Source organism: Lentilactobacillus buchneri, assembly GCF_018314255.1.
Taxonomy (GTDB): domain Bacteria; phylum Bacillota; class Bacilli; order Lactobacillales; family Lactobacillaceae; genus Lentilactobacillus; species Lentilactobacillus buchneri.
Genome location: NZ_CP073066.1, coordinates 1299464 through 1325879, shown reverse-complemented (window position 1 = coordinate 1325879; position 26416 = coordinate 1299464). Strand labels below are relative to the sequence as shown.

The following is a 26416-nucleotide window of genomic DNA, read 5'->3' as shown; positions in this document are numbered from 1 at the left end:
CAAATGCTGGTATCAACCTCCTTAATTGCTTCTAAGTTAGTGCTGAGCCACACGAGTGGTTTGATTTTGGTCAATTGTTTCTTTAATCGCACTGCCTAAGCGCTCAATCCCGGTTTGAATCTGTTCTTCAGACATGTTGGAATAGTTTAATCTGAAGGTTCCAGGAGTGACCTTGTCAGGATAAAATGGTTCACCTGGTACAAAGGCGACGTTGTGCTTAATGCAGGTGTTGAATAATTTAATGGTATCAACATCTCCCGGCACTTCGACCCAAATGAACAGGCCGCCTTGTGGGTGACTATAGTTGACGCCGGCTGGGAAATACTTCTCGATGGCTGCCATCATCACATTTTCACGTTTGCGATAAACTTTGCGAATCTTATTGACATGCTCGTCAATGTTATATTCAGCCATAAATTTAGCAACAATGTGTTGGGTTAAATTATCCGAATGAACATCTGCGGATTGTTTCATCACACTATATTTAGGCATTAAGTCTTTGTTCATCACGATCCAGCCTAATCTTAATCCAGGAGCTAAGATTTTCGAGAAGGTACTTAAGTAAATTACCCGCTCTTCATTATCATAAAACTTGACCGGTTCAATGTCGTCGCCGGCAAACCGGATGGCCCCATAAGGATCATCTTCCATGATCATGATGTCGTACTTGTTGGCAATCTCAATCATTTGTTCACGACGTTCAGCCGACATGGTTCGACCAGTTGGATTTTGGAAATTCGGGATCGTGTAAATAAATTTGGTGTTGGGATTAGCAGCAACGGCCTTTTCCAGTTGATCCATCCGCATGCCGTCTTCATCCATTTCCACACCGACAATATGGGCACCATAACTGCGGAAAACATCTAAGGCACAAAGGTAGGTCGGCTTCTCGACGATCACTGTATCACCAGGATTGACAAACATTTTAGCGGTGATGTCGATCGACTGTTGCGAACCGGTTGTAATCATTATATTATCCGCAGTGGCTTTGATGCCCTGCCTGTTCATGCGTTGGGCAATTTGCTCACGTAAGGCAGGATAACCAATAGCAGAAGAATACTGTAATGCTTCCCGACCACTCTCATCGAACACCTCATTGGTCACTTTCTTTAAGGCCTCAATGGGAAATAATTCAGGGGCGGGTAACCCGCCAGCAAAGGAAATCACATCTGGGCTGCCGGCGACTTTTAATATATCGCCGACCGGATCGCTATCGTTTTTGGGAACTCGTTCTGAAAATCGGAAACTCATACGCGAACACCTGCCTTTTGTGTGTCATCATTTTGATCTGCCACGTTCGTTTGCGGTTTGTGGTATTTCCGCATCATTTCTGCCATGTGAACTTCTTGAACCACAAACTCGTGGGTTCGGCAAACGTAGTCGTGTTCACGACCAATTTTGGCAATGTAGCCGTTAATGTAATCAACTTCAGTTGGTCGGCCCTTTGAGAAATCTTGATACATTGATGGATAATGATATTTGTATTCCTTGCTGACACTAATGACTGAATCAACCTGTTCCTGACGAGTGGCGATAAGATAAATTCCGGCCCGCTCACAAGCGTCATAGGCTTCATCGAATAATTGCTGCGACATCTTTCGAACACCCGGATACTCGATGAACTGGCCCATTTGCATTTCAAACATTGTACATAATGTGTTCGTCACAGCGTTGAAAACAACTTTGGACATGCACATGCCCATCCATTCGTCGGCGAAGACCGGTCCTAATTTGGCATTGGTGAAGTCGTCGAAGATCGCTTGAGTCTTGGTGTCCGGCTTTTCGTTGTTGTAACGAGCCATGTGCATGACCTCGTCACCTTCAGCCCCCATGAAATCAATATCAGCTGGGCCATCCATTCGAGTGGCAATCATCGCAGTCCCACAGATAATGTTATCTTTAGGGAAATACTTGGCAATCTTTTCAAAGTGGCCCATTCCATTCATTGCAGAAAAGACATATTGATCATCATGAAAGATACCGGCCTTATTATCGCGCTCTAATTCTTCAGCTAACTGCATCTGCTTCTTGAAAACAATCCAAACATCCGGGTGACCTTTATATTCTTCTGGATAGTAGATGTTGATTGGAACAATGCGTCGGTTTTCGTGGTCACGAGCGACAGTGACACCGCCTTGTTCGCGGATCTTCTCAACGTTTGGCTCCCAAGTGTCGATGAAATCAACGTCGACCCCGGCATTCTCTTGTAACATTACGCCATACCTAACTCCCATTGCTCCTGCGCCAATAATACCGTACTTCATAATGACCACTCCTTTTATTTTTTATTTAGGACAGCTGCGTCAGGCAGAAACCTACGCATAAGCACCTTGCCCAAAAATTCCAAAACCAGGAATTCTTGTCCAAGGAGACTTATGCTCCGGTTTCTAACCGCCTGACTCCGCTCACTACAAACAAATCCGACTAAAAAAACGCCCCTTGGTTATCAAAACCAAAGGACGTTAAGTTCAACGTGGTACCACCTTAATTTGAGTTGTCTTCACAAACAACTCCTCGAAGCGTACGGGAAAAATCCGATACGCCGGCACGTTAATGGGTGCTACCATTCCACCTCGAAAAGTGAACTTATTTTGCTCGATCTTTCAATTCATAGTCTTAATGCCCTCACACCAACCAGGCACTCTCTTGGTAAGGCTGTAAATCTAATCCATCGGACCAAATCAATTAGTCGTATTTAGATGTTGCATGAACTATAGCTCATGAACGGAGAAACTGTCAACAACTTTTTTACACTTTTATGAGAGCAGTCTCATGAAAATGCCATTTTATCAAGGGGTTGAGCGGCTTAAAAATTTTTGAGAACTTTTGTAATTGGTGGTCGATTTCGGTATACTCGATGTATCAGTTAGATTGATTGGAGGTGAATTGAATGCGGGCATTAATTGGTTTTGCCGGGTTAATTTCGATGGTGATGTGTATCGCTGCCGTGATTTTCTTAATCATGGGTAATCGAACTGTCGCTGTGCCATTGGTGAGTGTTGGATTGGTTATCTTGATTGTCTGTTATGCTGCAGCAACATACATTTCTCATACGGATAACAAAAAATGAGATTATTTTAATACATAAGTTGAAACGGAGGGCTGCTGCATGCTGATGATTAGAACAATTCGTCAAAGTGACTATTCAAACGTCAGTAACTTAATTCGAACAGCATTTGCCAACACCGCCAATGGCTATCGGAATGAAGCCGAATTGGTTGATAAGATTCGGAAAGAGCCCATTTACCAAAAACGATTGGAAGTCGTGGCCGAAAATGGGATTCACTTGGTTGGCTATGGCTTGCTGAGTGAAGTCAAGGTTGTCGATGGTGCCAAAGCATCCACAGGGTTGGTATTAGCACCTTTGGCTGTTGAACCCGGATCGCAAAAATCCGGTGTTGGCAGTTTGATTATGGCGAACTCGATAATCGGGCAATCAACCTTGGCTATCAATTCACCGTTGTGACCGGCTGGCCGGATTACTATCCTCGCTTTGGTTATCAGAAGGCCAGCGATTATGGTATCAAGTCTCCCACACCGGTTCCAGACGATGTCTTCATGGCTAAGCCATTGGTTGACGGCGGCTTGGATGGTGTTCATGGAATGGTTCAGTACTCGAAAGCTTTTAACATGTAAATAAAAGCGGAAACCAATTGCAAACATGGTTTCCGTTTTTGTATCGATTCAATTATTTAACGGTGGTTTCATTTTCAGACGCAGCTATTTTGTTTTCCGTAACTGCTTGGGTGGCAAGCTTCACCAGGAATTGGCCATACTTGATCACCACAAAGACGACCATAAAGGTTGCCAGGGTGATTTCCAGGTTTGCGATCGTGCCAATGATTGAGTTGAGACCGTTTCCCAAGTGGAAACTGTTATTAAACAGATTCAATGCAGTGGCAGAAATCACCAAGGGGAATGTAAAGGCCCCGAAACTGGGGTAAAAGGCTAACCGAACGTATTTAAAGATCTTCGTCAGGGTTCCCCAATACAACCCTTGAGCCAGGATCACCATTGCTAAGGCGAATCCCCACGATGGGTTGGTATTCATCGACAGATAACCGGTCAGGCACAATGATGCCGGAGCAGCCATAATCGTCAATAGCGGCAAGGTTGCTTCAAACATAAACTCCCGTCGAAGCAAGCGAATGCAGACAATTGGCAATAGAATTGCGTAGAGCCCAAGAGACAGCCACAATACCGGTGTCCCAAGTGCCGGAATGAAATTATTTGCGGTAACCGGAATCACTCCGATTCCCACAAAAGTTACGAACCAACTTGGATAAACATGATCGAGTTCAACTGTCGGACGTAGCAAATGGCGGTAGATAAAATAACCCATAATGACAAATTGCAAAATCACTGCGAACGTCCAAACGGCTGTGGGTAATACTGGAAGCCCCCATGATTTCAGGAATGTACTGATAATCATCAAAGACATCGTGAAGGTTGGGGCAACGGATGCAATAATCGGGTCGTTCAAGTCGTTCAGACTTAATTTAAAATGAACGCCAATCTTTGCGATCACCAGTAAAATCAGAACCAGGGCAAGAATCCCCCAGACATTGCCAATCACTGGTAAGCCAATTGCCTTAAACAGGTTTCCTAACGAGGCAATCCCAAGAATTAATCCACAAATTGGTAAAGGTAACTTCTTCAAAAATAACTTCATACGGTCGTCTCCTCTCTTAGATGAGCTTAATAATATCATTTATGGTAGAATAAATAAAATTGATAGTATTAATATTTGTTATAAACCAAATTTATAAGGAGTGCCAATATGTTTAAATTCCTGGAAACCTTCATGGTTGTCTACAAAACCCGCAGTTTTTCCTGGCTGCCCAACAGCTCTTTATCACGCAACCAACGGTGTCCAACCAGATTAAACAACTGGAATTGCAGCTGCACACCGAATTGTTTGAACGAAAAAGCCGCCGGGAAATTGTGCCCACCGAAGCTGCCAACCTGTTATATAAACGAGCAGGCAAGATCCTTAAAAACTGGCAGGATGTCAACGATCAAATCACCCGCTTAGGTGATAAAGGAAATGAAAAAGTGATCTTTGGCATATCGCAAACCGTTTCGCGAATCTTGTTTGCGAAAATTGCCAGTGCTCTGGTAACGGCCGATCCTACCCTCGATTTTGATGTGACTGTCTCCAACTCCGAGGGCGTCTTAAACCAGCTAGAAACCTACAAGATTGATATCGGGATCATCGAAAAGCCACTGGTTACCGAGAACATCTCCCGAATTTCAATCGGTAAAGATCAGCTGGTCAAAGCCGGCGTGGACAACGGCAATTGGATCACTCGAGAACCAGGATCGGGAATCGGCTATTATACCGAACAGTATTTCCGTGAAGCCGATGTCCAGCCCGCCAAACTGATCCATGTGAATAATAGTGGCCTCATTCGTCGAATGGTGGCAAAAGGTGTCGGTCAAGCCCTGTTGTCTGACAAGGATCTACCTACCGCTGTTCCGATTGAATCACTTGGGGAACATTTTTCCCGTGATTTTTATTTGTTGGTCCGAGAGGAAAGCAGTCACGACAACACGTTGAATGACATTCAACAAATTATCCACAGAGCAATGTCTTCCCCCAATCAAGATTAGTTCTCGTCCAAAGTACGCGTCCGAGTTGCTAATGATTTGAAATGATCATACGTCATCTTTAGTAATTCTTTGGGTGCAGCATCTTCCAGGATTTTAATTTTATCCGGATTTGCGGCCGGTCGGTCCTTATAGATCTGACTGTTAACATGATGGGATCCCTCCAGCAAAATAAAAGCCAGGTCCGTATCAGTATTTTCAATTCTTCGATAAATAAAATCGCCACTACGTTCGTTGGGATCCAAAACATCGATATTAACTCCAAATGGTTCAAATACCCGTTTGTAGCTAATCTGCTTGAACCATGAAACCACTTCAATATTCTTACCGGTCAAAACATCTTTCACATCGGGATAATCGATTGTAAACCGCTCAACAAACCCTTTTGCCGATAATTTGGCGGCTTTTTTCTTAACTTGATGTAATTCAGCGGAACGATCGCGATTTTCCGTTGATGCAGCGTAATGTTTGTTAATCACAAACTGATCGGTGGTTAAATTATAGTTCCCGCGATATACATCACCTTGATTGAGCTCAAATTTATTTCCCTTCACAACCGGATTCGGGAACACCGATCCATCTAAAGCAATAAACTCAGGTTGGTCGTCTTGAAAGTGGACGTAGCCATACATCTGTTGGTTATCTTTTAGCAACTCTGATCGCCGCAGATGAATCTTGGTGTTGGTCATCCCCGTCTTCAAATAATAATCAATCATGTTAAAAAGCGGCAGTAACGACAAGAATTCACCCACTCGTTCCTCGTCAATTCTGGCAAATAATTCGTTGATTAACTCTTGGGTAGTTGCTTGTCGGACGAGTTTTCCTTTGCCCGGCAATTCATAGTGCCGGTATTGATGGAGCTGTTCTTGATACTTGGTATTTCGTTTTTCCGAGCTCTTCAAGTGAGCCCTTGTTTTTTCAAGTTGGTCCTTGTAATATTGCTTATCCGCTTTAACCTGCTGAGCTTTCTGGTACTGTGAGCTTTTAATAAAATGGCGGATGCCGGTTCGCAGACTTCGATTGCGCCTGTTGAGTAATTGGATTTGCTGATTAAGTTGGTCAATCGTTTGTTTCAACTGCATTTGGGTATGATAGTCAGTTGCCTTTAGTTGGTCGGCTTCTTGAAGTTTAATCTGGGCATTATGGACTTTGCCCTCAAGTTGATCATTTGCTTGGTTTAATGCAAAGTTTTTTGCTTTGAGCCGTTGCATTATTTGCTCTTGGGCATTCTTCTCACTTTGAATAGCCCGAACTTTTTTCTGGAGCTTTTTATTCTCCCGTTTTAACCTGCTCTTCTGTCGATCGTTATCGGTGTGCTGCGGAGCTTGATTTGTTTGCTGACCACGATTTGTGGTGGCCTTTTTTAATTGGGTTTGCTTTTTCTTTGCCTCTTCCAAAATTCTGTGGAATCTTTCCTTAGCCTGTTGTTTATCCTTATCTTTGATTGCTTTGATATTCATTGGCTTAACCATTAGATTACCTCTCACCCGTTCCACATTGTAAAGTTGATAAATTAATTGTACCAAATTTCACCCCTGATGACTCGTTAACATAAACGAATTGAACAAAAATAAGCTGAACCACAAACTCACCAGATCCAATGATCAAAGAGTCTATAGTTCAGCTTATTTGAGTAGATACCTTCTTTAAATTACCATCTTAAGCCTGGTCGCACTTACAGCAGCGCTCCGGTAGATTTTTTCGATGGTTTTTTCGTAATCACTATTGGCAACGCCAAAGACGACTTTAATATCGCTGCCTTCCTGGACCACCAAATGAATCTTAATCTGACTGTTATCCAAAAGGTCGAGAATCTTACCAGCGATTGCCGGGCGTTTACTAAGTTGGGAGGAAACCGCCGCAACCATAGCGATGTTTTTCTCCAATTTGACACTGTCTAAATCGCAGGTTGACTTCAGTGAGTTGACAATCGCCATCAATTTGCCGTCAACATCCGTCCGCTTCGCCAAAAATTGAACTGAATCGGTTCCGGCTGGGACGTAATCAAATTTGACGCCAAACTTTTGAATCACGGAGAAGACTTTGGCCATCACATCAAGGCGTTTGTTCAATTGATACTTTTGGATGGAAATCACCACATAATCCTTCTTACCGGCAATTCCAGTTACCAACTGGTGAGCGTTACTGTTCGCAGAATCGACTACCAGGGTCCCATCTTCTTCAGGATGATTAGTGTTTAAAATGGCAATTGGAATCTGCTTTTCTTTGGCAGGTTGAATCGCCTCTTCCTGAAAGACGCTGATGCCCATATAGGACAGTTCTTGGAGTTCTTCATAAGTTAGTTCGGTAATCTTGCGGGAGTTATTGATAATCCGAGGATCAGCCATCTTAATGCCTGACACGTCAGTCCAGTTCTCATAGAGATCGGCATCCACAAAGTTGGCCAACAGCGCACCGGAAATGTCACTTCCACCGCGAGGCATCAAGTGAGTCAAACCGTCTTCATCAACCCCATAGAAACCGGGAACGACGATGTGGTCATCGTAGCTTAAAAAGTCGCGCAGACGGTTAATGGATTCCCCATAGTTGACGCCGTTTTGGTCAAATACCAGAAAGCGGGCAGCGTCAATGAATTGGTAGCCAAGGAAATCGGCCATTAATTTGGCAGTTAAAAATTCGCCTCGTGATACCAAATAATCATGACTGCAGTTAGGAATCTGCTTGGCAATTTTCTGCAAGTCGGTTTCAATGCCCACCTTCAAACCAAGTGCATCCCGAATGCCGACAAATCGGCTTTGGATGTGGTTATACACTGGCATGTAATCTTCACCGGCATCTCGAAGTTTCTCAACTTCAATTAATAAATCGGTGACTTTAATCGCCTCACTATCACTCTTACCTGCGGCACTCACCACGATTACTTTTCGATCTGCATTTGCTTCTACGATTGCCCGGACCTTTTTAAATTGGCCGGCATCCGCAACTGAACTTCCACCAAATTTAGCTACTATCATTTTTCTGCTCCTCCTTTCTTAGTTGGTAAACTTGCCATAAACGCGGTTTCATCGCGTTGTAACACTCGTCTCATCTTTTGATGCATCTCACCGACTGGAATGTCATGAACGACCAGATAGTCACCCCGAAGTTCCGGGGCATAGTCGCCAAACAGCTGTGAGCAATCAATCTCTGATCGGACAATGTAATTATTCCGGGTCAGGTTCGGCTGGAACTTAAAGGTACTCTTAAATTCCCGCTTCAAATGTTCCTTACCTTGGAAAATATCCAAGATATCTTGAATCACGGCGTTGGCAGTTGGCAGTTGGCCAGCTCCCTGACCCATGAACTTCAAAGTCCCAATCGTCTCGCCAATCAATGAAATCAAATTATAGTTGTCACGGGTGTGGGCTTCGAGGGTGTCGCCGTAGTACAAGGTCGGCTCAACCATGTAGTCAAACTCATGGCCCCGCTGGTGACTCTTACCCATCAATTTGATGGTCATCCCCAACTTGTCAAAGTGAGTCATGTCATCTTCGGTAATGTTACGAATCCCAAAGATTGGCAATTCCTCGGTTGGCTTGATAAATAGGTCGTATGCAATATCGACGCTGATACATAATTTGTTGGCTACATCGAGGCCGTCGATATCGGCACTTGGATCGGCCTCGGCGTAACCTAATTGTTGGGCCTCCATCAACACTTCGTTGAATGGTTTGCCGGTTCGGTGCATCTGGTCGAGGATAAAATTACTCGTTCCATTGAAGATTCCTTGGATCTTATTCACATCGTCGACCCGTAAAGCCCGCTCCAAGCCTTGAATCCAGGGAATCCCACCACCGACGCTGGATTCAAAATAAAATTTTGCGTCGTTTTGGGCAGCCACTCTCGTGAATTCATCCATATACTGAGCAATCACTGCTTTATTAGCGGTAATAACGTGCTTATGGTGCTTCAAGGCATCGACTATGTATTGATGCGCCGGTTCAATGCCACCGATGACTTCAACCACAACATCGACATCTTGATCGTTCAAAATTTCATCAATGCTGTCAGTCATTTCCGGTAAATCCGGTTTTTTATTCTTTCTGATCAAAATATGCTTTACATGGAGGTTTTGGGCTTGGCGCTTCGCATTCTTAATAATCTTGTAAACGCCGGAACCGACTGTTCCGAATCCTAATATCGCAATATTCACAGCTGAAACCTCCAATTTTTTCGTGTTCACAAATAATAAACACTTGTATTTAACATGAAAACAGATTATCATATAAATCATAGAAATGCAAGGAGTAAGTTGATGAATAAATATTATACGAGTACCAGAAACGGTTCAGTTCAAATTTCAGCCAAGCAGGCCATCAAGAAGGGCTTCGCTGATGACAAGGGTCTCTTCGTTTATCCTGACTTGGAAAAGCTCCAAGTAAACTTCGAAAAATTGTTAAAATTAAATTATCAAGATATTGCCAGAGCAGTGCTGACGATTTTATTGCCGGACTTTTCTGCCGATGAAATTGACGAAAGTGTCCGAGCAGCTTATCAGTCAAGTTTTGACACCCAAAAGATTACCCCGGTTATTCCCGTTGATGATTTCCATATCTTGGAACTTTTCCATGGACCAACCAGTGCCTTTAAAGATGTTGGCTTGCAGCTATTGCCTCAATTGATGAAGCACGTGTTAGTCGGCAATAATAAGGTAATGATCCTGACGGCTACCAGTGGCGACACTGGCAAAGCCGCCTTGGAAGGCTTTAAGGGCTTGGATAACATGGGCATTATTGTCTTCTATCCAGACGGTGGTGTCAGCAAGATCCAAAAGCTGCAGATGATCACAACCGGTGGGAACAACACCAAGGTCGCAGCAATTGAAGGAAATTTTGATGACGCTCAGACAAACGTTAAACGGATTTTCAATGATCAGGCACTGAAGGAATCCCTTGGTGACGATGTCAGCTTATCAAGTGCCAACTCGATCAATATCGGCCGACTGATTCCCCAAGTCGTTTATTATTTTGATTCCTATAAACAGTTGGTCAACGATGGCTCGATTGAAGTCGGCCAAAAGGTCAACTTCACCGTTCCAACCGGTAACTTTGGTGACGTCCTGGCCGGCTACTACGCCAAAATGCTGGGCCTTCCCGTGAACAAATTTGTCGTCGCATGTAATGAAAATAACGTGTTGGCCAACTTCTTTAATCACGGGGTCTACGATCGCAACCGGCCATTTTTCCAGACCGTTGCTCCAAGTATGGACATCCAAATTTCCAGCAACTTTGAACGACTCCTCTACTATAAGAGTGGTCAGGACACCGAATACGTTAAACAATTGATGGATGACTTGGAAGACAGCGGCAAGTATGAAGTTTCCAAGGAAGTTCTGGCAAATATCCAGCAGGATTTCTACTGCGGCTACAGTACCGATGAAGATATTGAACGCTCAATCGCCGAAGTCTACGAACAAAACGGCTACTTGATGGATCCCCATACCGCGGCCGGCTACAAAGTCATGCGCAATTATCAAAAGCTCGACCCCGAAACACCAATGATCCTGTTAAGTACTGCCAGTCCCTATAAATTCGTGAATGCGGTTGCCAATGCCGTCCTTCCAGAAACTTCAGCGGACGTCCAGCAGGTGATGCGGGACTTACATGACGCAACCAACGCACCAATTCCAGACAACCTGAGAAAAGTCTGGGATCTGCCCGTCCGTCACGAAAGCGTCATCCAAAAAGATCAAATGACCGATTACGTCAAACAAAAAGTCGAGGAGGTATTTTATGATCAAGATCAAAGTGCCCGCAACTAGTGCCAACGTCGGGGTTGGTTTTGACTGCCTGGGTTTGGCAGTGTCCTATTATTCAACCATTACTTTTGACAAGAGCTCGGAGCACTTGGTCATCACCGGCTCCCCGAAAGAATTTCAAAATGAAGACAATTTGGTCTACCAAGCCTTTGTGAAGGGCTGCAGCTTCTTAGACAAGCCCGTTCCAAATGTTCAAATCGACATTGAAACCAACGTCCCCGTTGCCCGTGGACTTGGTAGTTCATCGATTTGTGTTGTGGCTGGCCTAAAAGCCGCCAGCGTCTGGTACGATGACGCAATTTCGGTCGACCAACTGCTGGTCTTGGCCACCGAAATGGAAGGCCATCCGGATAACGTCACCCCGGCCATTCTGGGTGGACTGTGCGTCTCCTTTTTAGATGACCAAAATCAGCCTCAGGTTATCCAATATCACGTCAGTGACAAGCTGCACTTTGTGGCCATGATTCCGGATTACGAAGTCAGCACCCATGCTGCTCGAAAAGTGCTGCCGACATCAATGAGCTACGCAGATGTGATTCATCAAGTCAGCCACTGTGCGGCAATGACTAAAGCACTGGAAATCGGTGATAGCCATATGATCCATGTTGCCTGCGATGACCGGATGCACGAACCGTACCGGGCTCAATTAATCCCCGATTACAGTCAGGCCAAAAACATCACCGAACAATTGGGTGGTACGATGTACATTAGCGGCAGTGGTTCAACTATGATGGCCATCACCGCAGACGAAAAGGATGCCGATCAAATCGCTGCCAACGCAAAAGCGGCCTTCCCAAGATGGAATGTCCGCAAAATGGCAGTCGATTCAACCGGCGTAGTGAGTGAGGTAAGTGAACGTGGAAAAGTATTACATCGTTGATAGCTCGATTCTCCCGGAATCATTTGATAAAGTGATTCAAGCTCGTCAACTATTGGAGAGCGGCAAAGTCAAGCAGGTCAGTGAAGCCGTGAAAGTTGTCGGCATTAGTCGAGGAACTTTCTATAAATACAAGGATTTGGTCTTCTTACCGGAAGAAAACATGATGGACAGAAAAGCCGTTATCTCCCTCATGCTGGAAAACAAGCGAGGGATCTTATCCAAAGTCCTCACGACCATTTCTGAAACCAGTGCCAGCGTGTTGACGATTAACCAAAACATCCCCATCCACAATATTGCCAGTATCGTCATCTCATTGGACCTGAGTCATTTTACCGGAACCATCGATAACCTGTTGGGAAAAATCCGCTTGGTGGATGGGGCCAGTAACGTCCAGTTAGTTTCGATCGAGTAAGTATCGGAACTCTGCGTATGTCAATCAGATCATTGTTTCTTAATCCTTGATAGCTGCTATCAAGGATTTTTTATGTATTCATGATAGAAACTTTCAAACTGTAAGCCCTTACCAGCTTGAAAGTTGTTTCACAGTCCGCATATAATACAATATTGTATGCATTTACTGATTTAAAAAGTATTCTGGAGGAAATCATGGCAAACAGCCAGCAACCAAACGCACCCAAAAAATTCCATTTATCACAAAATCATCATATGACGATTCCCTGGAAATCATTCACGACGGACGAATCTGTCCCCGCCAAAGAAGCCGGCTTGAGGGAACGGGCTTCTATCGTTGGTAGGGTTGGGATTGTCATGCTTTCCTGTGGAACCGGAGCCTGGCGGGTTCGTGACGCAATGAACACGGTGGCCAGAGTGTTGGGGCTGACTTGTTCGGCGGATATCGGCCTGAGCTCACTTCAGTTCACCTGTTTTATCAACGACCACAGTTATTCGCAGGTGCTAGCACTGCCTAATACTGGTGTGAACACAGATAAGCTCAACTCACTGGAACACTTTGTCAGCCATTTTGAACGGGATTTTGGCAATGCGACGGTCAAACAAATTCACGCCAACATCAGCAAAATCGAACAACGACCTGTCCAGTACAGCCCGCTGGTTTCTGGTTTGGCGGCCGCATTGGCCTGCAGCGGTTTTATTTTTTTGCTGGGCGGCGGCATCCCTGAAATGGTTTGTTCTTTCATTGGCGCCGGTGTCGGACAGTATTTCCGGGGGTCAATGGGTAAACAACACATTACCACAATTGCCAGCATTTCCATTGCTGTGGCCATTGCGTGCTTGACTTACATGTTTTCATTCAAAATCTTTGAAGCCAATTTCCAAATTCTGGCTCAACATGAGGCTGGCTATATTGGTGCCATGCTGTTTGTGATTCCCGGCTTTCCGTTTATTACCAGTTTCCTGGATATTTCCAAACTGGACATGCGATCCGGACTGGAACGGATGGCTTACGCGATCATGATCACCGCTGTAGCAGCCTTAGTGGGCTGGCTGGTAGCACTATTATTTGATTTCCGACCAGAAAACTTCTTACCATTGGGACTATCACCACTGGTATTGATGTTATTGCGAATCCCAGCCAGTTTCTGTGGGGTCTATGGATTCTCAATTATGTTTAACAGTTCTCAGAAAATGGCCATGACGGCCGGACTAATCGGCGCGGTGGCTAACACCTTAAGACTGGAAATGGTTGATCTGACGAGCGTCCCACCTGCAGCCGCAGCTTTCATAGCGGCCCTGGTTGCAGGACTGATTGCTTCACTGGTTAACCGGTATAACGGATACCCAAGAATTTCACTGACGGTGCCGTCAATTGTCATCATGGTCCCGGGATTGTACATTTATCGGGCTGTGTATAACATCGGCCTCAACCAAATTAGTGTCGGCGCATTGTGGCTGACCAAGGCTGCTTTGATCATCGTCTTCCTGCCAATGGGCTTGTTTGTGGCAAGAGCGTTAATGGATAGGGAGTGGAGACACTTTGATTAGAGTGCGGAGAGCAACGTTTTGACACGGAGAGCTAAGGTCGCTTTGATTGAAATCCTGGGCTTGGATTTGAATCAAAGTGGCTTAGATCGCAGTGTCAGTTGCTCGCAGCACATTTCAATCCCAGTGCGGAGCAAGCCGGTTAGCTTTTGAGCATTTATGTAATAATAGGTGTTGATGCGCACTTTGCATCAATGCCTATTATTGGATAAAGCGGAGAAAGCTGGCTTGTGCAGCACACCTCAACAAAAAGAACCGGACCCTACCAAAGTGGCGTCCGGTTTTTTTGACTCAAAATGTCTACTTAACAATAATCACGCGTCCATCATGCTTTTCCTCAAGCAACTGATGGCCTTTAACAAATCCATCTCGATTAAATGGCAGCTTGTAGCCGATATTAATATCGAGCTTGCCTTCACGCATCAAATCGATCACTGCCTGCAGAGCCTCGCGATCGCTCATCGCATCAGTCGGATGAATGTGGGCAAATTTCAATGGCTTATCTGTCATTGGTGAGTTATGGGCAACACTGGCAATGACGCCGTTTGGTTTCACCATCGTAACGTCATCATCAGTTCCGGCACCATTCATTGCGGTATTCAAAACGACATCGCCAGTATCCGCCAGCTCAGTGGCCGGGTCAGTCTGATCATAAGCAACGAACTTCGTTGCCCCAATCGATTCAACATAATCTTGATTGTGACTGGAGGCAATGCCAATTACATTAGCGCCAATATCAGTCGCAATCTGAACGGCAAGTGATCCGACACCACCAGAGGCCCCTTTGACGATCACTGTCTGATCAGGTTGAACGTTGGCAAAATATTTCACAGCTTTATAGGCGGTCAGACCAGGGGTAATCAGACCTGCTGCCCGTGTCGGCGTAATCCCGTCTGGAACCACAACCGTGGCGTCTAAATTACCAAGTACAAACTCAGCGTAGCCCCGCTCAGTGTGGGTCATCACCAGTTCACCCTCACTGATATCGGAAACCCGCTTACCGACTTTCACGATTTCGCCAACCACATCTCGTCCAGGAATATACGGTGACGGCATGCTGCCAAAGCCGCCGGCACGTTCTGCACGCTCACGATTGTTTAAGCCAACGGCAATTGTTCGAATGAGCACTTGGTTGGCAGCCGGCGTTGGCTCTGGAACTTCATATTCTTGAAAAACTTCTGGATCCCCATGTTTCTCATATCCATATGCCTTCATAATATCTTCCTCCTCATTTGTCTAACTAGCGCAATTGTAAGCGCAATCACGAGTTCGAGCAAGTAAGTCGAATCGACCCCATAATGTAAAAATTGAGTCGAAAAATTGTAAACAATAGGTAAATACCCACTTTTGTAGGACATTTTATGTCATGCTTAATGCATAAATTTATAGGGATTGGAAGTTGGAATGATGTTAGATATCATTAAAGCAATTATTTTAGGAATCGTTGAGGGAATCACCGAATTTCTGCCAATTAGTTCCACGGGACATTTAATATTAGTCAACGAATTTATCAAAATGAGTCAAACCACTCAGTTCACTGACATGTTCAACGTCGTTATTCAGCTGGGGGCAATCATGGCAGTCGTTGTATTGTATTTCCACAAACTCAACCCCCTTTCACCAAAGAAAACCCACGTCGAACAACATCAGACATGGGTACTTTGGTTTAAAGTCATTGTGGCAGTGCTGCCCTCTGTTGTCATCGGGTTATTATTCAACGACTGGATGGACGCACACTTGATGAATTGGCAAGTTGTCTCGGCAATGCTTCTCATATATGGGGTATTATTTATCCTCATCGAAAACCGAAATGCAAACCGGCAACCGCTATTTTCCGATCTCAATACGCTCTCCTATCGAACTGCCTTTATTATCGGGATGTTCCAGCTGCTTTCCCTGGTTCCCGGAACCTCTCGCTCGGGTGCCACCATCTTGGGCGGCATTCTAATTGGCACTTCGCGATATGTTGCCACCGAGTTCTCGTTTTTCTTGGCAATCCCAACCATGTTTGGTGCATCCCTGCTGAAAGTCTACAAATATTTCAGCCATGGCGGCGCTTTTACCGGTATGCAGACAGCCGTCCTGTTGACTGGCATGCTGGTTTCGTTCGTTGTGGCCTACTTCGCCATTCGCTTCTTACTGAACTACATTCAACATAACAACTTCAAAATCTTTGGCTGGTACCGCATTATTTTAAGTCTGATTGTGATTGGTTACTTCGGCTTTCTTGCGCATTAACTCTCCAACGGCTGACCATCCGCCAGATTAACCTTCAATAGCCAAGTCAACATTTCCGGTAGCATTCGCTGCCAATACAGCCAATCATGGCCGCCTGCGCCAGTGTGATAAGCGATTGGTAGCTTTAAATCGTTGCGCATGTACTGAACGAATCGATCATTGGTTGGCTTTAGTTCATCTTGGTCGCCAATACAGTAGAAGAAGCGAAGTTGCCTCAGCTGTTCAGATGGCGACTTTTCAGCTAATGTTTCCAAATAGTGCTCTGGCGCGATTCTCTCAAGAATCCCCTGGGCATCCGGCATCATCGCTGGCAATTCGCTCAAATCAACTACCGGTGACATCGGCATCACGGCACTGAACCACTCAGGATGGGTGAAAGCCAATTTTAGTGCTCCAAACCCGCCCATTGATGTGCCGCCAACGAAGTTATCCTGTCGGTCACTGGACAACGGGAGTAGTTTCCGCATTTCCGGCGTCACTTGCTTGGTCAAATAATCCCAGTACGGCAGGCCATTGTGCAAATTCATGTAGAAGCTACGATTCATTTCAGGTGTGATGACCGCTAAATTCGTATATTTGGTCAATACTTCCAAATTAGTTTTACGAATAAACCCACTGCCATTATCGCCCAAGCCATGCAGCAGCCAAAGCACTTGGAGTTTTCGGTCACTTTGAATCTCATTTGGCAGAATTACATGAATCGTTGTCTGTTCCTCTAATCGGGTCCAAGCTCGGGTCAAAGTCAATATTGCCATCTGCTTCTCCTTTGTTGGTTATTCAAACTTCTTGAGTTGATCGTCGGCAATTTTTCTCAGTAACTGTTTATCAGCATTTTTACTCAACTGATCCGCCAATTTACGCAGCCTCATATAGTTCACATGGGCATCGGTGATTGTGCCGGTGTCATCTTGAATATCTTTGGCCAACTTGGCACTTTTATTGGCCTTGTTGGGCGCAAAATCGGCAAAGTAGGTTGACGCATACCGTAAAGTTTTCGAGCGTTTCCGAACATGATGAACTTCCGGGTAGTCCTTAAAATCGAGTTTCTCGAATAGGGCAACTAGTTTGTGATTTCTACGATTGAGCTCCTTGACAATATATTGGTGCCATGCAGTGGTTTGGGTGAACTTAAGCTGGGTTAACTGCTGCTGGACACTTTCCAAATCCTTTTTTAAGGTTGCCTGTGTCCCCTCGGTTAAGGTTTGTGCCATTTCATGTTGCCGATTATCGCGTAAAATCTTCAGCAAGCCTTGATAGTCGGCCTTCTTATCTGGATGAGCGTATGCGTAGGTGCCTGTCTCTTCAATCAAGACGTCAAGTTCCCGCAAATCGCCAAACAAATTGGCTGCCTGACTGAGATTGGTATCGATAGTGGTATAAGTTGCAGGGGTCAGCCGTCGCTTCAAGAATTTAATTAATCCCCGTAAGGTACGAATCATGACCCGCAAATCATGCGCCCGCTCGGGATCGAACGGATTATTCAAATAACGAACCCATTCAACCTCAATGTCAGCATATCTGTTTTGTAAAATCGTCTGAATTGACATTGGCCTCTCCCCCTTTTAACCGCCAGTCGGCAGACTTTCTACTACGTGAGTAAATTTTAACTTTAATGTAGCATATTTTAATAATGATGAGTTAATGATTAGCTGATAAAATGGGACGTAAAAAACCGGGACATAACTAACAGGTAGTTATGCCCCGGCTTTCTGTATAATAGCTGGTCCATTCGGTCGATACCGATATCTCCATGAATGATGAATCTTATTCAAAAAATGAATTGAAAATTCTATCTGCCAAACTGCCACCAGTGCTTTTTCTTGCCGGCTTCTTGAAATCGCGCATTACTCGGCTGGTAGCTGTCAGGAATCTTATCACCTTGAGGCTCTTCTTCATTTACTGATTCGGGAATGGTTTGCTTAATTGAAGAAGTGTTTTTGCTTTCAAGCTGCTTAAGCTTATTTTGAACATCCAGCTGCAGCCGCTGTGATTGGTCCAATAATTGATGCAATTCTGCGATTTGTTTGTCTTTGGCATCAATTTGTTTGCGTTGGTCCTCAAGCTGTTCAGCCAGCAATGCGGTTTGCTGATCATCGCTCTTAACTGCTAACTGGTTAGCGGTTTTCGTTGACTGCTTGTCAGCAGTTTCAACTTGGTTCTTGAATTGGCCTTTGAGAACTTCAACACCCTCATCTTTGATCAGAATCTTGTTTCCCTTTTTTATCGTATATGTATCTCTGAACTTATCGTCCATATGTTTTCTAATTGCAGTTTTCGATACCGATAATTCGTCCGCCAACTCTTTGATAGTCAGTTCCATAATGTCGCCCCCAACATAAATAATATAGTTTGCAAACAGGGTGTTTGCAGTCACACATCATCATTATAGTGATTAACAAGCCGTTCGGCAAATGAATTCTGGGTATTCCAGCTAATTTATTATAACAAACATCCTTTTAAAATGAGATTTTAATTAGATTTTATGTTGACAATCTAATAAAAAATGCGGTAAACTACTCGCATGCTGAATGCGAATTCGCCGATTTATCTACATATTTGTTGATCGAGGAAGGAAACCGCGATCGTTTTCGTATTTACAAAGTGTGGTTTCCACAGGACTTGGTTTGTCATTACGCAAAGTTTTCGTTTAGCGCGGATATTTCATAGAGAGATTAGGAGTGATTGTATGAGTAGTATAACCGAAAAAATGTTTCGAAAAGAAGATCCGCTTGTGTATCAAGATAAGGATTCTCATTTAATTCGAAGCTTAACCACTAAAGATTTCCTGGCACTTGGCGTCGGGACGATTGTTTCAACTTCCATCTTTACCTTGCCCGGCGTTGTTGCCGCTCAACATGCTGGTCCAGCCGTTGCCCTTTCGTTCTTGGCAGCTGCGATCGTTGCCGGGATTGTCGCCTTTGCTTACGCGGAAATGGCCGCTGCAATGCCATTTGCCGGATCTGCTTATTCATGGATTAACGTTGTTTTCGGAGAGTTCTGGGGCTGGATTGCCGGCTGGGCACTGCTAGCCGAGTATTTCATCGCCGTGGCCTTCGTGGCTTCCGGGCTTTCCGCCAATTTCCAGGGGTTGATTTCGCCATTAGGATTCAACCTACCAAAGGCACTCTCAACTGCTTCAACCGGAAACAACGGCGGCTTGATGGATTTAGTCGCCATCATCGTCATTATCTTAGTTACCTCATTACTCTCGCGTGGTGCTTCTCAGACCGCCCGAGTAGAAAATACGTTGGTTATTTTAAAAGTGATTGCCATTTTAGTCTTTATTTTCGTTGGTGCGACTGCCATCAAGTCAGCTAATTACACGCCATTTATTCCTAAGTACCATGTCAACGCTGACGGTTCTGCATTCGGTGGCTGGCAAGGAATCTATGCCGGTGTTTCCGAGATCTTCCTGGCTTACATCGGGTTTGATTCCATCGCTGCCAACTCAGCTGAAGCAAAGAATCCTCAAAAGACTATGCCACGAGGCATTCTTGGTTCCCTGGTTATCGCGGTTGTGTTGTTCATCTCTGTTGCTTTGGTCCTTGTCGGCATGTTTAAATACTCAGATTACGCAAATAACGCCGAACCAGTTGGCTGGGCACTTCGTCAAAGTGGTCACGCACTGGTTGCCACAGTCGTCCAAGCGATCGCGGTTGTCGGTATGTTTACCGCCCTCATTGGAATGATGCTTGCCGGATCACGTTTGATCTATTCATTTGGTCGTGACGGCTTGCTGCCGAAGTGGCTTGGCAAACTGGATAACAATTTGCCTAACCGGGCATTGATCGTTTTGACGATCATCGCCATCGCATTGGGCGCCTTCTTCCCATTCACTTTCTTGGCTCAACTGATTTCAGCCGGAACTCTGATTGCCTTCATGTTCGTTTCATTAGGTGTCTACTCACTTCGCCCACGTGAAGGAAAAGATATTCCAATGCCAAGTTTCAAGATGCCGCTATACCCAGTATTACCGGCACTAGGATTCTTAGGCGCTCTGGGTATTTTCTGGGGCTTGGATATTCAGGCAAAAACGTACGCATTGTGCTGGTTCATTTTGGGAATGGTCATTTACTTCGCATATGGAATGAATCACTCTACTGCAACAATTGATAAAAAAGCTGAACACGAAAAAGATTTGTAAAGGTTGGTGATTTCATGGGTAAATTATACAAAGCGTCTAAATTAATTGATGAAGAAAACAAGTATTATGCACGTTCGGCGCGCATCAATTACTACAATCTGGTAATTGACCACGCACACGGGGCAACCTTAGTGGATGTCGACGGCAATAAATACATTGATTTGCTGGCAAGCGCATCTGCAATTAACGTTGGCCACACCCATGAAAAAGTCGTCAAGGCGATCGCCGATCAAGCTCAAAAATTAATTCATTACACTCCCGCTTATTTTCACCATGTTCCTGGAATGGAACTTTCCGAAAAGTTAGCGAAAATTGCGCCGGGAAATTCACCGAAAATGGTTAGTTTCGGTAACTCCGGCTCAGACGCAAACGATGCAATTATCAAGTTTGCGAGAGCCTATACTGGCCGTCAATACATTGTTTCCTATATGGGTTCCTATCATGGGTCAACTTATGGTTCGCAAACCTTATCAGGAAGTAGTCTTAACATGACACGTAAAATTGGGCCAATGCTTCCAAGCGTGGTGCACGTTCCGTATCCAGATTCATATCGAACCTATCCGGGAGAAACCGAGCACGACGTTTCACTAAGGTATTTTAACGAATTCAAGAAGCCATTCGAATCATTCTTACCCGCTGATGAAACTGCGTGTGTCTTGATTGAACCAATTCAAGGCGATGGCGGCATCATCAAAGCCCCTGAAGAATATATGCAGTTAGTTTATAAATTCTGTCATGAACACGGGATCCTGTTTGCGATTGATGAAGTCAATCAAGGACTCGGCCGGACCGGTAAGATGTGGGCAATCCAACAATTCAAAGACATCGAACCTGATTTAATGTCTGTCGGTAAGTCGCTGGCGTCTGGAATGCCCCTTAGTGCAGTGATTGGTAAGAAAGAGGTCATGCAGAGTTTGGATGCACCTGCGCACCTGTTTACCACTGCCGGCAATCCGGTTTGTTCCGCAGCTTCGCTGGCTACCTTGGATGTGATCGAATATGAAGGCTTGGTTGAAAAATCGGCCACCGATGGTGCATACGCCAAACAACGTTTCTTAGAGATGCAGCAACGCCATCCCATGATTGGTGATGTCCGAATGTGGGGCCTCAATGGTGGAATCGAATTGGTCAAGGATCCTAAGACCAAGGAACCCGACAGTGACGCTGCCACCAAAGTGATCTACTATGCCTTTGCACACGGCGTCGTTATCATCACTTTGGCAGGCAATATTCTGCGTTTCCAGCCGCCGTTGGTCATTCCAAGAGAGCAACTCGACCAAGCGCTTCAAGTGCTTGACGACGCGTTTACCGCAGTTGAAAATGGTGAGGTTACCATTCCCAAGGATACAGGTAAAATTGGCTGGTAAAATAGCATTATTCAATAAAGCAAAAGGCACGAATCCCAATTTGAGATTCGTGCCTTTTTTATATCCATTCTTATTGACCATGCCTCATAAAGGCTTTATATGCTTTCACCCCAAAGTATACTAGGACGACTGCGATCGCAATGACGATGATAAAAGTAATCACGACAAAGATAAAATCGCCAACGTGAAAAATCCCTATATTGATTCCCCCAATCATTAGGATTCAAAAGTGCCGTCCGCACTTAAATTCATTATGACATCAAATCTGCAGTATTCCATATCTGATTGGTTATTTTAGTTTAAAATCCATGACTTCCGGATTATGATCAGAATTTTTGAACCCTAACGATTTGACATGAACCCGATTAACCTGCACGTTGTCTGAAACGATGAAGCCATCAATTATCGACGTAAAGGTCTTTCCTGGATGATACGGTGTCCCATTTGCCCGCACTGAAGGCACTTTTGCCTGGGCTAATCCCTGCTTGGCAATTCTAAATCCTTTTGGCAATTGATCAGCCGGGAACGGGTGCGTCCAATTCATCGGTTTACTGGTCGTTTCAAAGACGGCCGGGCTATTACCCAACATATCATGGTTATAGTCTCCGGCAACAATGACGTAGTTGCCTGCCTGCTGCTCAGTAGTCATTTTGGCGAATAACTTATTGATCTGAGCTTTTCTTACCTTGGCATTCTTGGTAAAGGCTGAGAGATGTAGGTTGATAACCGCCAACTGATGCCCATTGGCCACTGGGATATGGGTCACCGAAATTGCCCGGTCCAAGTCCATGAATTTATTAAAATCGGTATCAATTGGCAGCTGGTATCGGGTACTATCTGCAATCTTAGCTTGAGCAAGGGTCAACAATCCCGATTTGGCTTTCCCGATTGGCCGGGTGAGCGGATAAAACAGGTAGGCCGAATTATAGTTTTGGGCATAGACGCTCGAATAACCATTCATCCGATCCCTTAGCCACTGGACTTCATTCACGTGAAATGAACGGTCACCGTCGGTATCGACTTCTTGGAAGAACATCAAGGCCGGATCTTCTTGTTTGACAGCTTGATAAATGCCGTTGAGGTCATTCAAGACAGAGAATTTACTAAATGCCCGCGAATATTTGCCGCCATCCATGAAGAAAGAATAATTATCCGGATAGGCGGCATAGCCAATATTAAAGGTCATCGCCTTGTAGGGGTGATTTGTCTGTAAAATTTGCGAGTTCCGGTTAACCGGTTTGAGTTTAACGTTGTCGGGCACCCGGTGATACGTCAGATAAACGTATGCCACATATGCACCGACAACGAGTAATAGACCGGAACCAATCAGTAAAAGTGTTTTCCAGAATTTTTTCATAAGACCCTCCATACCTAATATCATATCAAATCTACAGCCGAACAATCTAAAAATATTTTCAAATATTGGTATCGTTTACAAGGCTTTAATGATAAAATTTAGGTATATTTGTTCATACTTTTAGGAGGGGTCAATCATGAAGAAATCACATTTTTGGTTTGCACTTTTATTTGCCGGGGCACTTAGTATTGGGGTGGGGACATCTTCGCAAACTGTTTCCGCCAAGACAGTTAACATTTATTTAACCCGTCATGGTCAGACCATGTTCAACGTCAACGGACGGGGACAAGGCTGGGCTGACAGTCCGCTAACGGATACCGGGGTTTCCGTTGCCCATCAACTGGGTTACGGCCTTTATGGCTTGAAGTTCAAGGCTGCCTATTCTGCTGATAACATGCGGACATTCCGGACAGCAACCTATGCCTTGCAGTCATCTGGTAACGGCAACCTGAAAGTTAACTGGACTGCCAATTTACGTGAAGGCGGCTATGGTAGTTTCGAGGGGCAAAAATACGATGACGTCAACAAAATCACCATGCCGCTGTTGAAACCAGCCGGTACTTATTCAGGCCCACAAGACTTTGGCAAAGCTCAACAAGCGCTTGGTAAAGACTTCTGGCCGGCACTTCAAGATGCGTACCACGCTGCCGAAACGGTCGACTTTGGTAAATACAGCGACCCAACTCTTCCTGAATCATTGAAAGCAGAAAGCTCAACTCAAGTAATCGATCGAATGAACACCGAGTTGACTTATATCGCCCAAAAGGCTGAAAAAACCGGCGGTAACGTCTTAGTGGTTAGTTCTGGAATGTCAATTCCGGAGTGGTTGTCCACTCAAAAGAACTATACGGTTCCTGGTTTCGTTAATTGGGGAAATGAAGCAACCATGAAGGTGACTTATAAGAATGGTCAATTCTATTTCCCATCAAATGTCACCGACAAGACCATCCTTTATACCATCAACAAGGGAGCAGCTTTGCAGCAACTTCCAAAGAACACCCTCAAGGTCAACAAGTTTTATTTGAACAAGAACAAGGTTTCCGGTTCTACTTCCACCGGGGCGTCACTGGTCTTGCAAAACACAAAGGGATCAACCTTGAAGAAAACCAACGCAAACTCAAACGGAAACTTTGTGTTTAAGTTAAGTAAAGCCACTTTGAACAAACTCAAAAAGGGCATGAATCTTAAGTTGACCTCAACCCCTAAGAATGCTTCCAAGTCTCTGAATATGAACTCTGATCAAATTAGTCAAACTGTCTTTGGCAACAAGACAGCCACCATTAAAGTATTGAAGTAAAACCACTTAAAACAAGTTCATGAAATATTTAAAATAGGAGTCCAGAACAACACTCTTGTTCCGGGCTCCTATTTTTTGCGAACATTCTGTCTTTGAATTTTTAAGTTACACAGCAAGCGTGAATGAATCTTAAACCACAATCTTCTTTCTCAAAAAGGTCATCGACAGCAACAGCAGCGAAGCGCAAATTACCCCCCATCACGATATTAATCCAGGCAATTGCGGCCACTGGCGTCGATTCGGCCAAAGACACAATCACCATGCCAACACTCCCGAAAATGGTTCCACCGGCACTGTACAGGGCAGAGGCGGATCCATTATCGTTTTCCTCTTGTTTCAATACCAAATAAGTTCCGGGTGGCCGGACCGCACTGCTGGCCAGGGTTGCTGGAAATTGGGTTAAGGCAAAGGCGATCGGTGACATCCGGCCGAAAACCATGACTAGGATGCCGGCAACGATCGTGAACCCAAAAGCTGTATAGACAATCGTAAACCGGTCAATATACTTGGAAAGCGGAATATAGACCAGTGGCCCCAGCAGCATGCCAATTGCGTTAAACGAGAAGAACAGGCTAAACATCCGGCTGCTGAGGTGGAACGTATTTTGGAAAATGTAGGAAGATGAGGAAATATAGGATAATGACACAATCGACATGAGTGAAAAAGTGACCAGAAGTGCCGTAAAACCGGGATTAATCAGCAGTGCACCTAACCGGCCAAATGATTTCATGACGCTGGTAGTCCCACGTTCTGAAGCATGAGTTTCCTTAAAAATAATCGAACCATAAATCACTGAGAGTCCCAGCAATGCCTGGGCGAAAAAGATCCCCCGCCAGGAAATAAACGTCAACAGTAACGACCCAATCACCGGTGCGACCGCAGGTGAAATGACCACCATCGACTGAACGATGGCCAACGTCGTTTCCTGTTTTCGACCAACAAAGACATCTTTGATGACCGCCGTGGCAACCGTCGTCGCAACTCCACCACCAATGGCCTGAAGAATCCGGAAGAAAATGATTTCATAGGCATTGGTCGCAATGCCACAGAGGATACTAGCTAACATGTACAAGGTCAAGCCAACCAATAAAATCGGTCGACGACCATATCGATCACTTAACGGCCCCCAGAATAAAGTGGCGATCGAATAAAACACAAAAAATAGAATTAAAGTCAGGTTCATCACAATTTCGGGAACCGCAAAGAACTTGGTCATCTCCGGAAGTGCGGGTAAATACAAGTCGGTTGAAAGCGGCACGAAGGCACTGAGCAGGGCCAAAAAGATGATAAAACCGGTATTTCCCATTCTTGGTTGAACTTTACTGTCTGCCATCTTTGACACCTCCATCCTTTGTCCATTTCATATTAACCGCAAACTCATCGGTAACCTGATCGAGTTCGTGGTTTTCTTCTTGAAAACCTTCTTTAATGTAAAAGTGATAGGCACGCGAATTTTTCTCATAGACTGCCAGCGTTAATTCGGAGCGGGTTTGTTTGGCAGCACTAAGTAGATGTGACCCAATCCCCTGACCGCGGTACTGCTTGGCGACAAACAATCCGGCGATGTAGTTCCCTTCTATTCCCAAGAAACCCTGAATTTGACCGTCCTCCGTGTAAATAAACAGTTCGGCTTTGGCAAGTTCTCGTTTCACCCCATCGTAATAGTTGGTCCAGTAAGTTGGATTGATAAACGAATGGGCGTCCAGATTGGCATCCAACCAGATTTGGGCAATTTGATTTAGTTTTTCGCCTTTCATTCCTTGAACATGCTCAATCATTGTTGGTCCACTCCCTATCAAGGTTCTT

22 protein-coding genes and 2 pseudogenes are annotated in these 26416 nt (G+C 44.8%); 11 read left to right on the top strand and 13 right to left on the bottom strand.

Annotated features, from left to right (window positions below; translation table 11 throughout):
* Nucleotides 1–36 precede the first annotated feature (36 nt).
* On the bottom strand, nucleotides 37–1251 hold the full coding sequence (locus KE627_RS06325) for an aminotransferase-like domain-containing protein (RefSeq protein WP_056938833.1): 1215 nt from the start codon (nucleotides 1249–1251) through the stop codon (nucleotides 37–39).
* A complete protein-coding gene (locus KE627_RS06320) occupies nucleotides 1248–2264 on the bottom strand; it encodes a ketopantoate reductase family protein (RefSeq protein ID WP_013729058.1) in 1017 nt (338 codons plus the stop codon). Before KE627_RS06320 ends, KE627_RS06325 begins: the two co-directional genes overlap by 4 nt.
* Nucleotides 2265–2890: 626 nt before the next feature.
* Between KE627_RS06320 and KE627_RS06315 the strand changes: the two genes are divergently transcribed.
* Nucleotides 2891–3070: a hypothetical protein gene (locus tag KE627_RS06315; protein WP_013729059.1), complete on the top strand. Its 180-nt coding sequence runs from the start codon at nucleotides 2891–2893 to the stop codon at nucleotides 3068–3070.
* A 39-nt stretch (nucleotides 3071–3109) separates the two neighbouring features.
* Nucleotides 3110–3636, top strand: a pseudogene (locus KE627_RS06310) (GNAT family N-acetyltransferase).
* Nucleotides 3637–3688: 52 nt separating this feature from the next.
* Here KE627_RS06310 and KE627_RS06305 read toward each other — a convergent pair.
* Nucleotides 3689–4672, bottom strand: a complete 984-nt coding sequence (locus KE627_RS06305) for a TDT family transporter (protein WP_013729060.1) — start codon at nucleotides 4670–4672, stop codon at nucleotides 3689–3691.
* A gap of 108 nt (nucleotides 4673–4780) precedes the next feature.
* Here KE627_RS06305 and KE627_RS06300 point away from each other — a divergent pair.
* Nucleotides 4781–5613 (top strand): annotated as a pseudogene (locus KE627_RS06300) (LysR family transcriptional regulator).
* On the opposite strand, the gene KE627_RS06295 reads toward KE627_RS06300, so the two are convergent.
* The 3 genes from KE627_RS06295 to KE627_RS06285 form a co-directional block, all read right to left on the bottom strand.
* Nucleotides 5610–7082 carry a coiled-coil domain-containing protein gene (locus KE627_RS06295; protein WP_056938834.1) on the bottom strand — a complete coding sequence of 491 codons (1473 nt, stop codon included), beginning with the start codon at nucleotides 7080–7082 and terminating at the stop codon, nucleotides 5610–5612. The pseudogene KE627_RS06300 and the gene KE627_RS06295 sit on opposite strands and share 4 nt — an antisense overlap.
* Nucleotides 7083–7256: 174 nt before the next feature.
* The gene (locus tag KE627_RS06290; RefSeq protein ID WP_013729063.1) at nucleotides 7257–8585 is read right to left on the bottom strand and encodes an aspartate kinase; all 1329 of its coding nucleotides are present in this window, start codon (nucleotides 8583–8585) and stop codon (nucleotides 7257–7259) included.
* Complete coding sequence (locus tag KE627_RS06285; protein ID WP_056938835.1) at nucleotides 8582–9763, bottom strand: homoserine dehydrogenase; 1182 nt, start codon at nucleotides 9761–9763, stop codon at nucleotides 8582–8584. The genes KE627_RS06290 and KE627_RS06285 overlap by 4 nt, the downstream gene beginning before the upstream one ends.
* Nucleotides 9764–9865: 102 nt before the next feature.
* On the opposite strand from KE627_RS06285, the gene thrC reads away from it, so the two are divergent.
* From thrC to KE627_RS06265, 4 genes are all read left to right on the top strand, one after another.
* Nucleotides 9866–11371, top strand: coding sequence for a threonine synthase (gene thrC, locus KE627_RS06280; protein ID WP_056938836.1), 1506 nt, complete (start codon nucleotides 9866–9868; stop codon nucleotides 11369–11371).
* On the top strand, nucleotides 11343–12248 hold the full coding sequence (gene thrB, locus KE627_RS06275; RefSeq protein ID WP_013729066.1) for a homoserine kinase: 906 nt from the start codon (nucleotides 11343–11345) through the stop codon (nucleotides 12246–12248). The genes thrC and thrB overlap by 29 nt, the downstream gene beginning before the upstream one ends.
* The gene (locus tag KE627_RS06270) at nucleotides 12226–12660 is read left to right on the top strand and encodes an ACT domain-containing protein (RefSeq protein WP_013729067.1); all 435 of its coding nucleotides are present in this window, start codon (nucleotides 12226–12228) and stop codon (nucleotides 12658–12660) included. Before thrB ends, KE627_RS06270 begins: the two co-directional genes overlap by 23 nt.
* 194 nt (nucleotides 12661–12854) lie before the next feature.
* The gene (locus KE627_RS06265; protein ID WP_013729068.1) at nucleotides 12855–14210 is read left to right on the top strand and encodes a threonine/serine exporter family protein; all 1356 of its coding nucleotides are present in this window, start codon (nucleotides 12855–12857) and stop codon (nucleotides 14208–14210) included.
* Nucleotides 14211–14507: 297 nt separating this feature from the next.
* On the opposite strand, the gene KE627_RS06260 is transcribed toward KE627_RS06265, so the two are convergent.
* Nucleotides 14508–15422, bottom strand: coding sequence for an NADP-dependent oxidoreductase (locus tag KE627_RS06260; protein ID WP_056938837.1), 915 nt, complete (start codon nucleotides 15420–15422; stop codon nucleotides 14508–14510).
* Between the two features lie 192 nt (nucleotides 15423–15614).
* Between KE627_RS06260 and KE627_RS06255 the strand changes: the two genes are divergently transcribed.
* Nucleotides 15615–16445, top strand: a complete 831-nt coding sequence (locus tag KE627_RS06255; RefSeq protein ID WP_044502701.1) for an undecaprenyl-diphosphate phosphatase — start codon at nucleotides 15615–15617, stop codon at nucleotides 16443–16445.
* Here the strand turns inward: KE627_RS06255 and KE627_RS06250 are convergent.
* From KE627_RS06250 to KE627_RS06240, 3 genes are all read right to left on the bottom strand, one after another.
* Nucleotides 16442–17200, bottom strand: a complete 759-nt coding sequence (locus KE627_RS06250) for an alpha/beta hydrolase (RefSeq protein WP_013729071.1) — start codon at nucleotides 17198–17200, stop codon at nucleotides 16442–16444. The two genes, KE627_RS06255 and KE627_RS06250, sit on opposite strands and share 4 nt — an antisense overlap.
* An 18-nt stretch (nucleotides 17201–17218) precedes the next feature.
* Nucleotides 17219–17992, bottom strand: coding sequence for a CHAD domain-containing protein (locus KE627_RS06245; RefSeq protein ID WP_056938838.1), 774 nt, complete (start codon nucleotides 17990–17992; stop codon nucleotides 17219–17221).
* A 242-nt stretch (nucleotides 17993–18234) separates the two neighbouring features.
* Nucleotides 18235–18765 carry an HTH domain-containing protein gene (locus tag KE627_RS06240; protein WP_013729073.1) on the bottom strand — a complete coding sequence of 177 codons (531 nt, stop codon included), beginning with the start codon at nucleotides 18763–18765 and terminating at the stop codon, nucleotides 18235–18237.
* Between the two features lie 366 nt (nucleotides 18766–19131).
* Here KE627_RS06240 and KE627_RS06235 point away from each other — a divergent pair, with 366 nt between their 5' ends.
* Entirely contained in the window at nucleotides 19132–20589 is a 1458-nt protein-coding gene (locus KE627_RS06235; protein WP_013729074.1) for an APC family permease, read from the top strand.
* Between the two features lie 14 nt (nucleotides 20590–20603).
* Nucleotides 20604–21956 (top strand): aspartate aminotransferase family protein, encoded by a 1353-nt coding sequence (locus tag KE627_RS06230; RefSeq protein WP_056938839.1) that lies wholly within the window; start codon nucleotides 20604–20606, stop codon nucleotides 21954–21956.
* Nucleotides 21957–22245: 289 nt separating this feature from the next.
* Here the strand turns inward: KE627_RS06230 and KE627_RS06225 are convergent, their stop codons facing one another.
* Entirely contained in the window at nucleotides 22246–23313 is a 1068-nt protein-coding gene (locus KE627_RS06225) for an exonuclease/endonuclease/phosphatase family protein (protein WP_013729076.1), read from the bottom strand.
* A gap of 136 nt (nucleotides 23314–23449) precedes the next feature.
* Here KE627_RS06225 and KE627_RS06220 point away from each other — a divergent pair, with 136 nt between their 5' ends.
* On the top strand, nucleotides 23450–24610 hold the full coding sequence (locus KE627_RS06220; protein ID WP_013729077.1) for a histidine phosphatase family protein: 1161 nt from the start codon (nucleotides 23450–23452) through the stop codon (nucleotides 24608–24610).
* Nucleotides 24611–24710: 100 nt separating this feature from the next.
* Here KE627_RS06220 and KE627_RS06215 read toward each other — a convergent pair whose 3' ends face one another.
* The gene (locus tag KE627_RS06215; protein WP_013729078.1) at nucleotides 24711–25943 is read right to left on the bottom strand and encodes an MFS transporter; all 1233 of its coding nucleotides are present in this window, start codon (nucleotides 25941–25943) and stop codon (nucleotides 24711–24713) included.
* Nucleotides 25930–26388 (bottom strand): GNAT family N-acetyltransferase, encoded by a 459-nt coding sequence (locus KE627_RS06210; RefSeq protein WP_056938840.1) that lies wholly within the window; start codon nucleotides 26386–26388, stop codon nucleotides 25930–25932. Before KE627_RS06210 ends, KE627_RS06215 begins: the two co-directional genes overlap by 14 nt.
* Nucleotides 26389–26416: the final 28 nt, after the last annotated feature.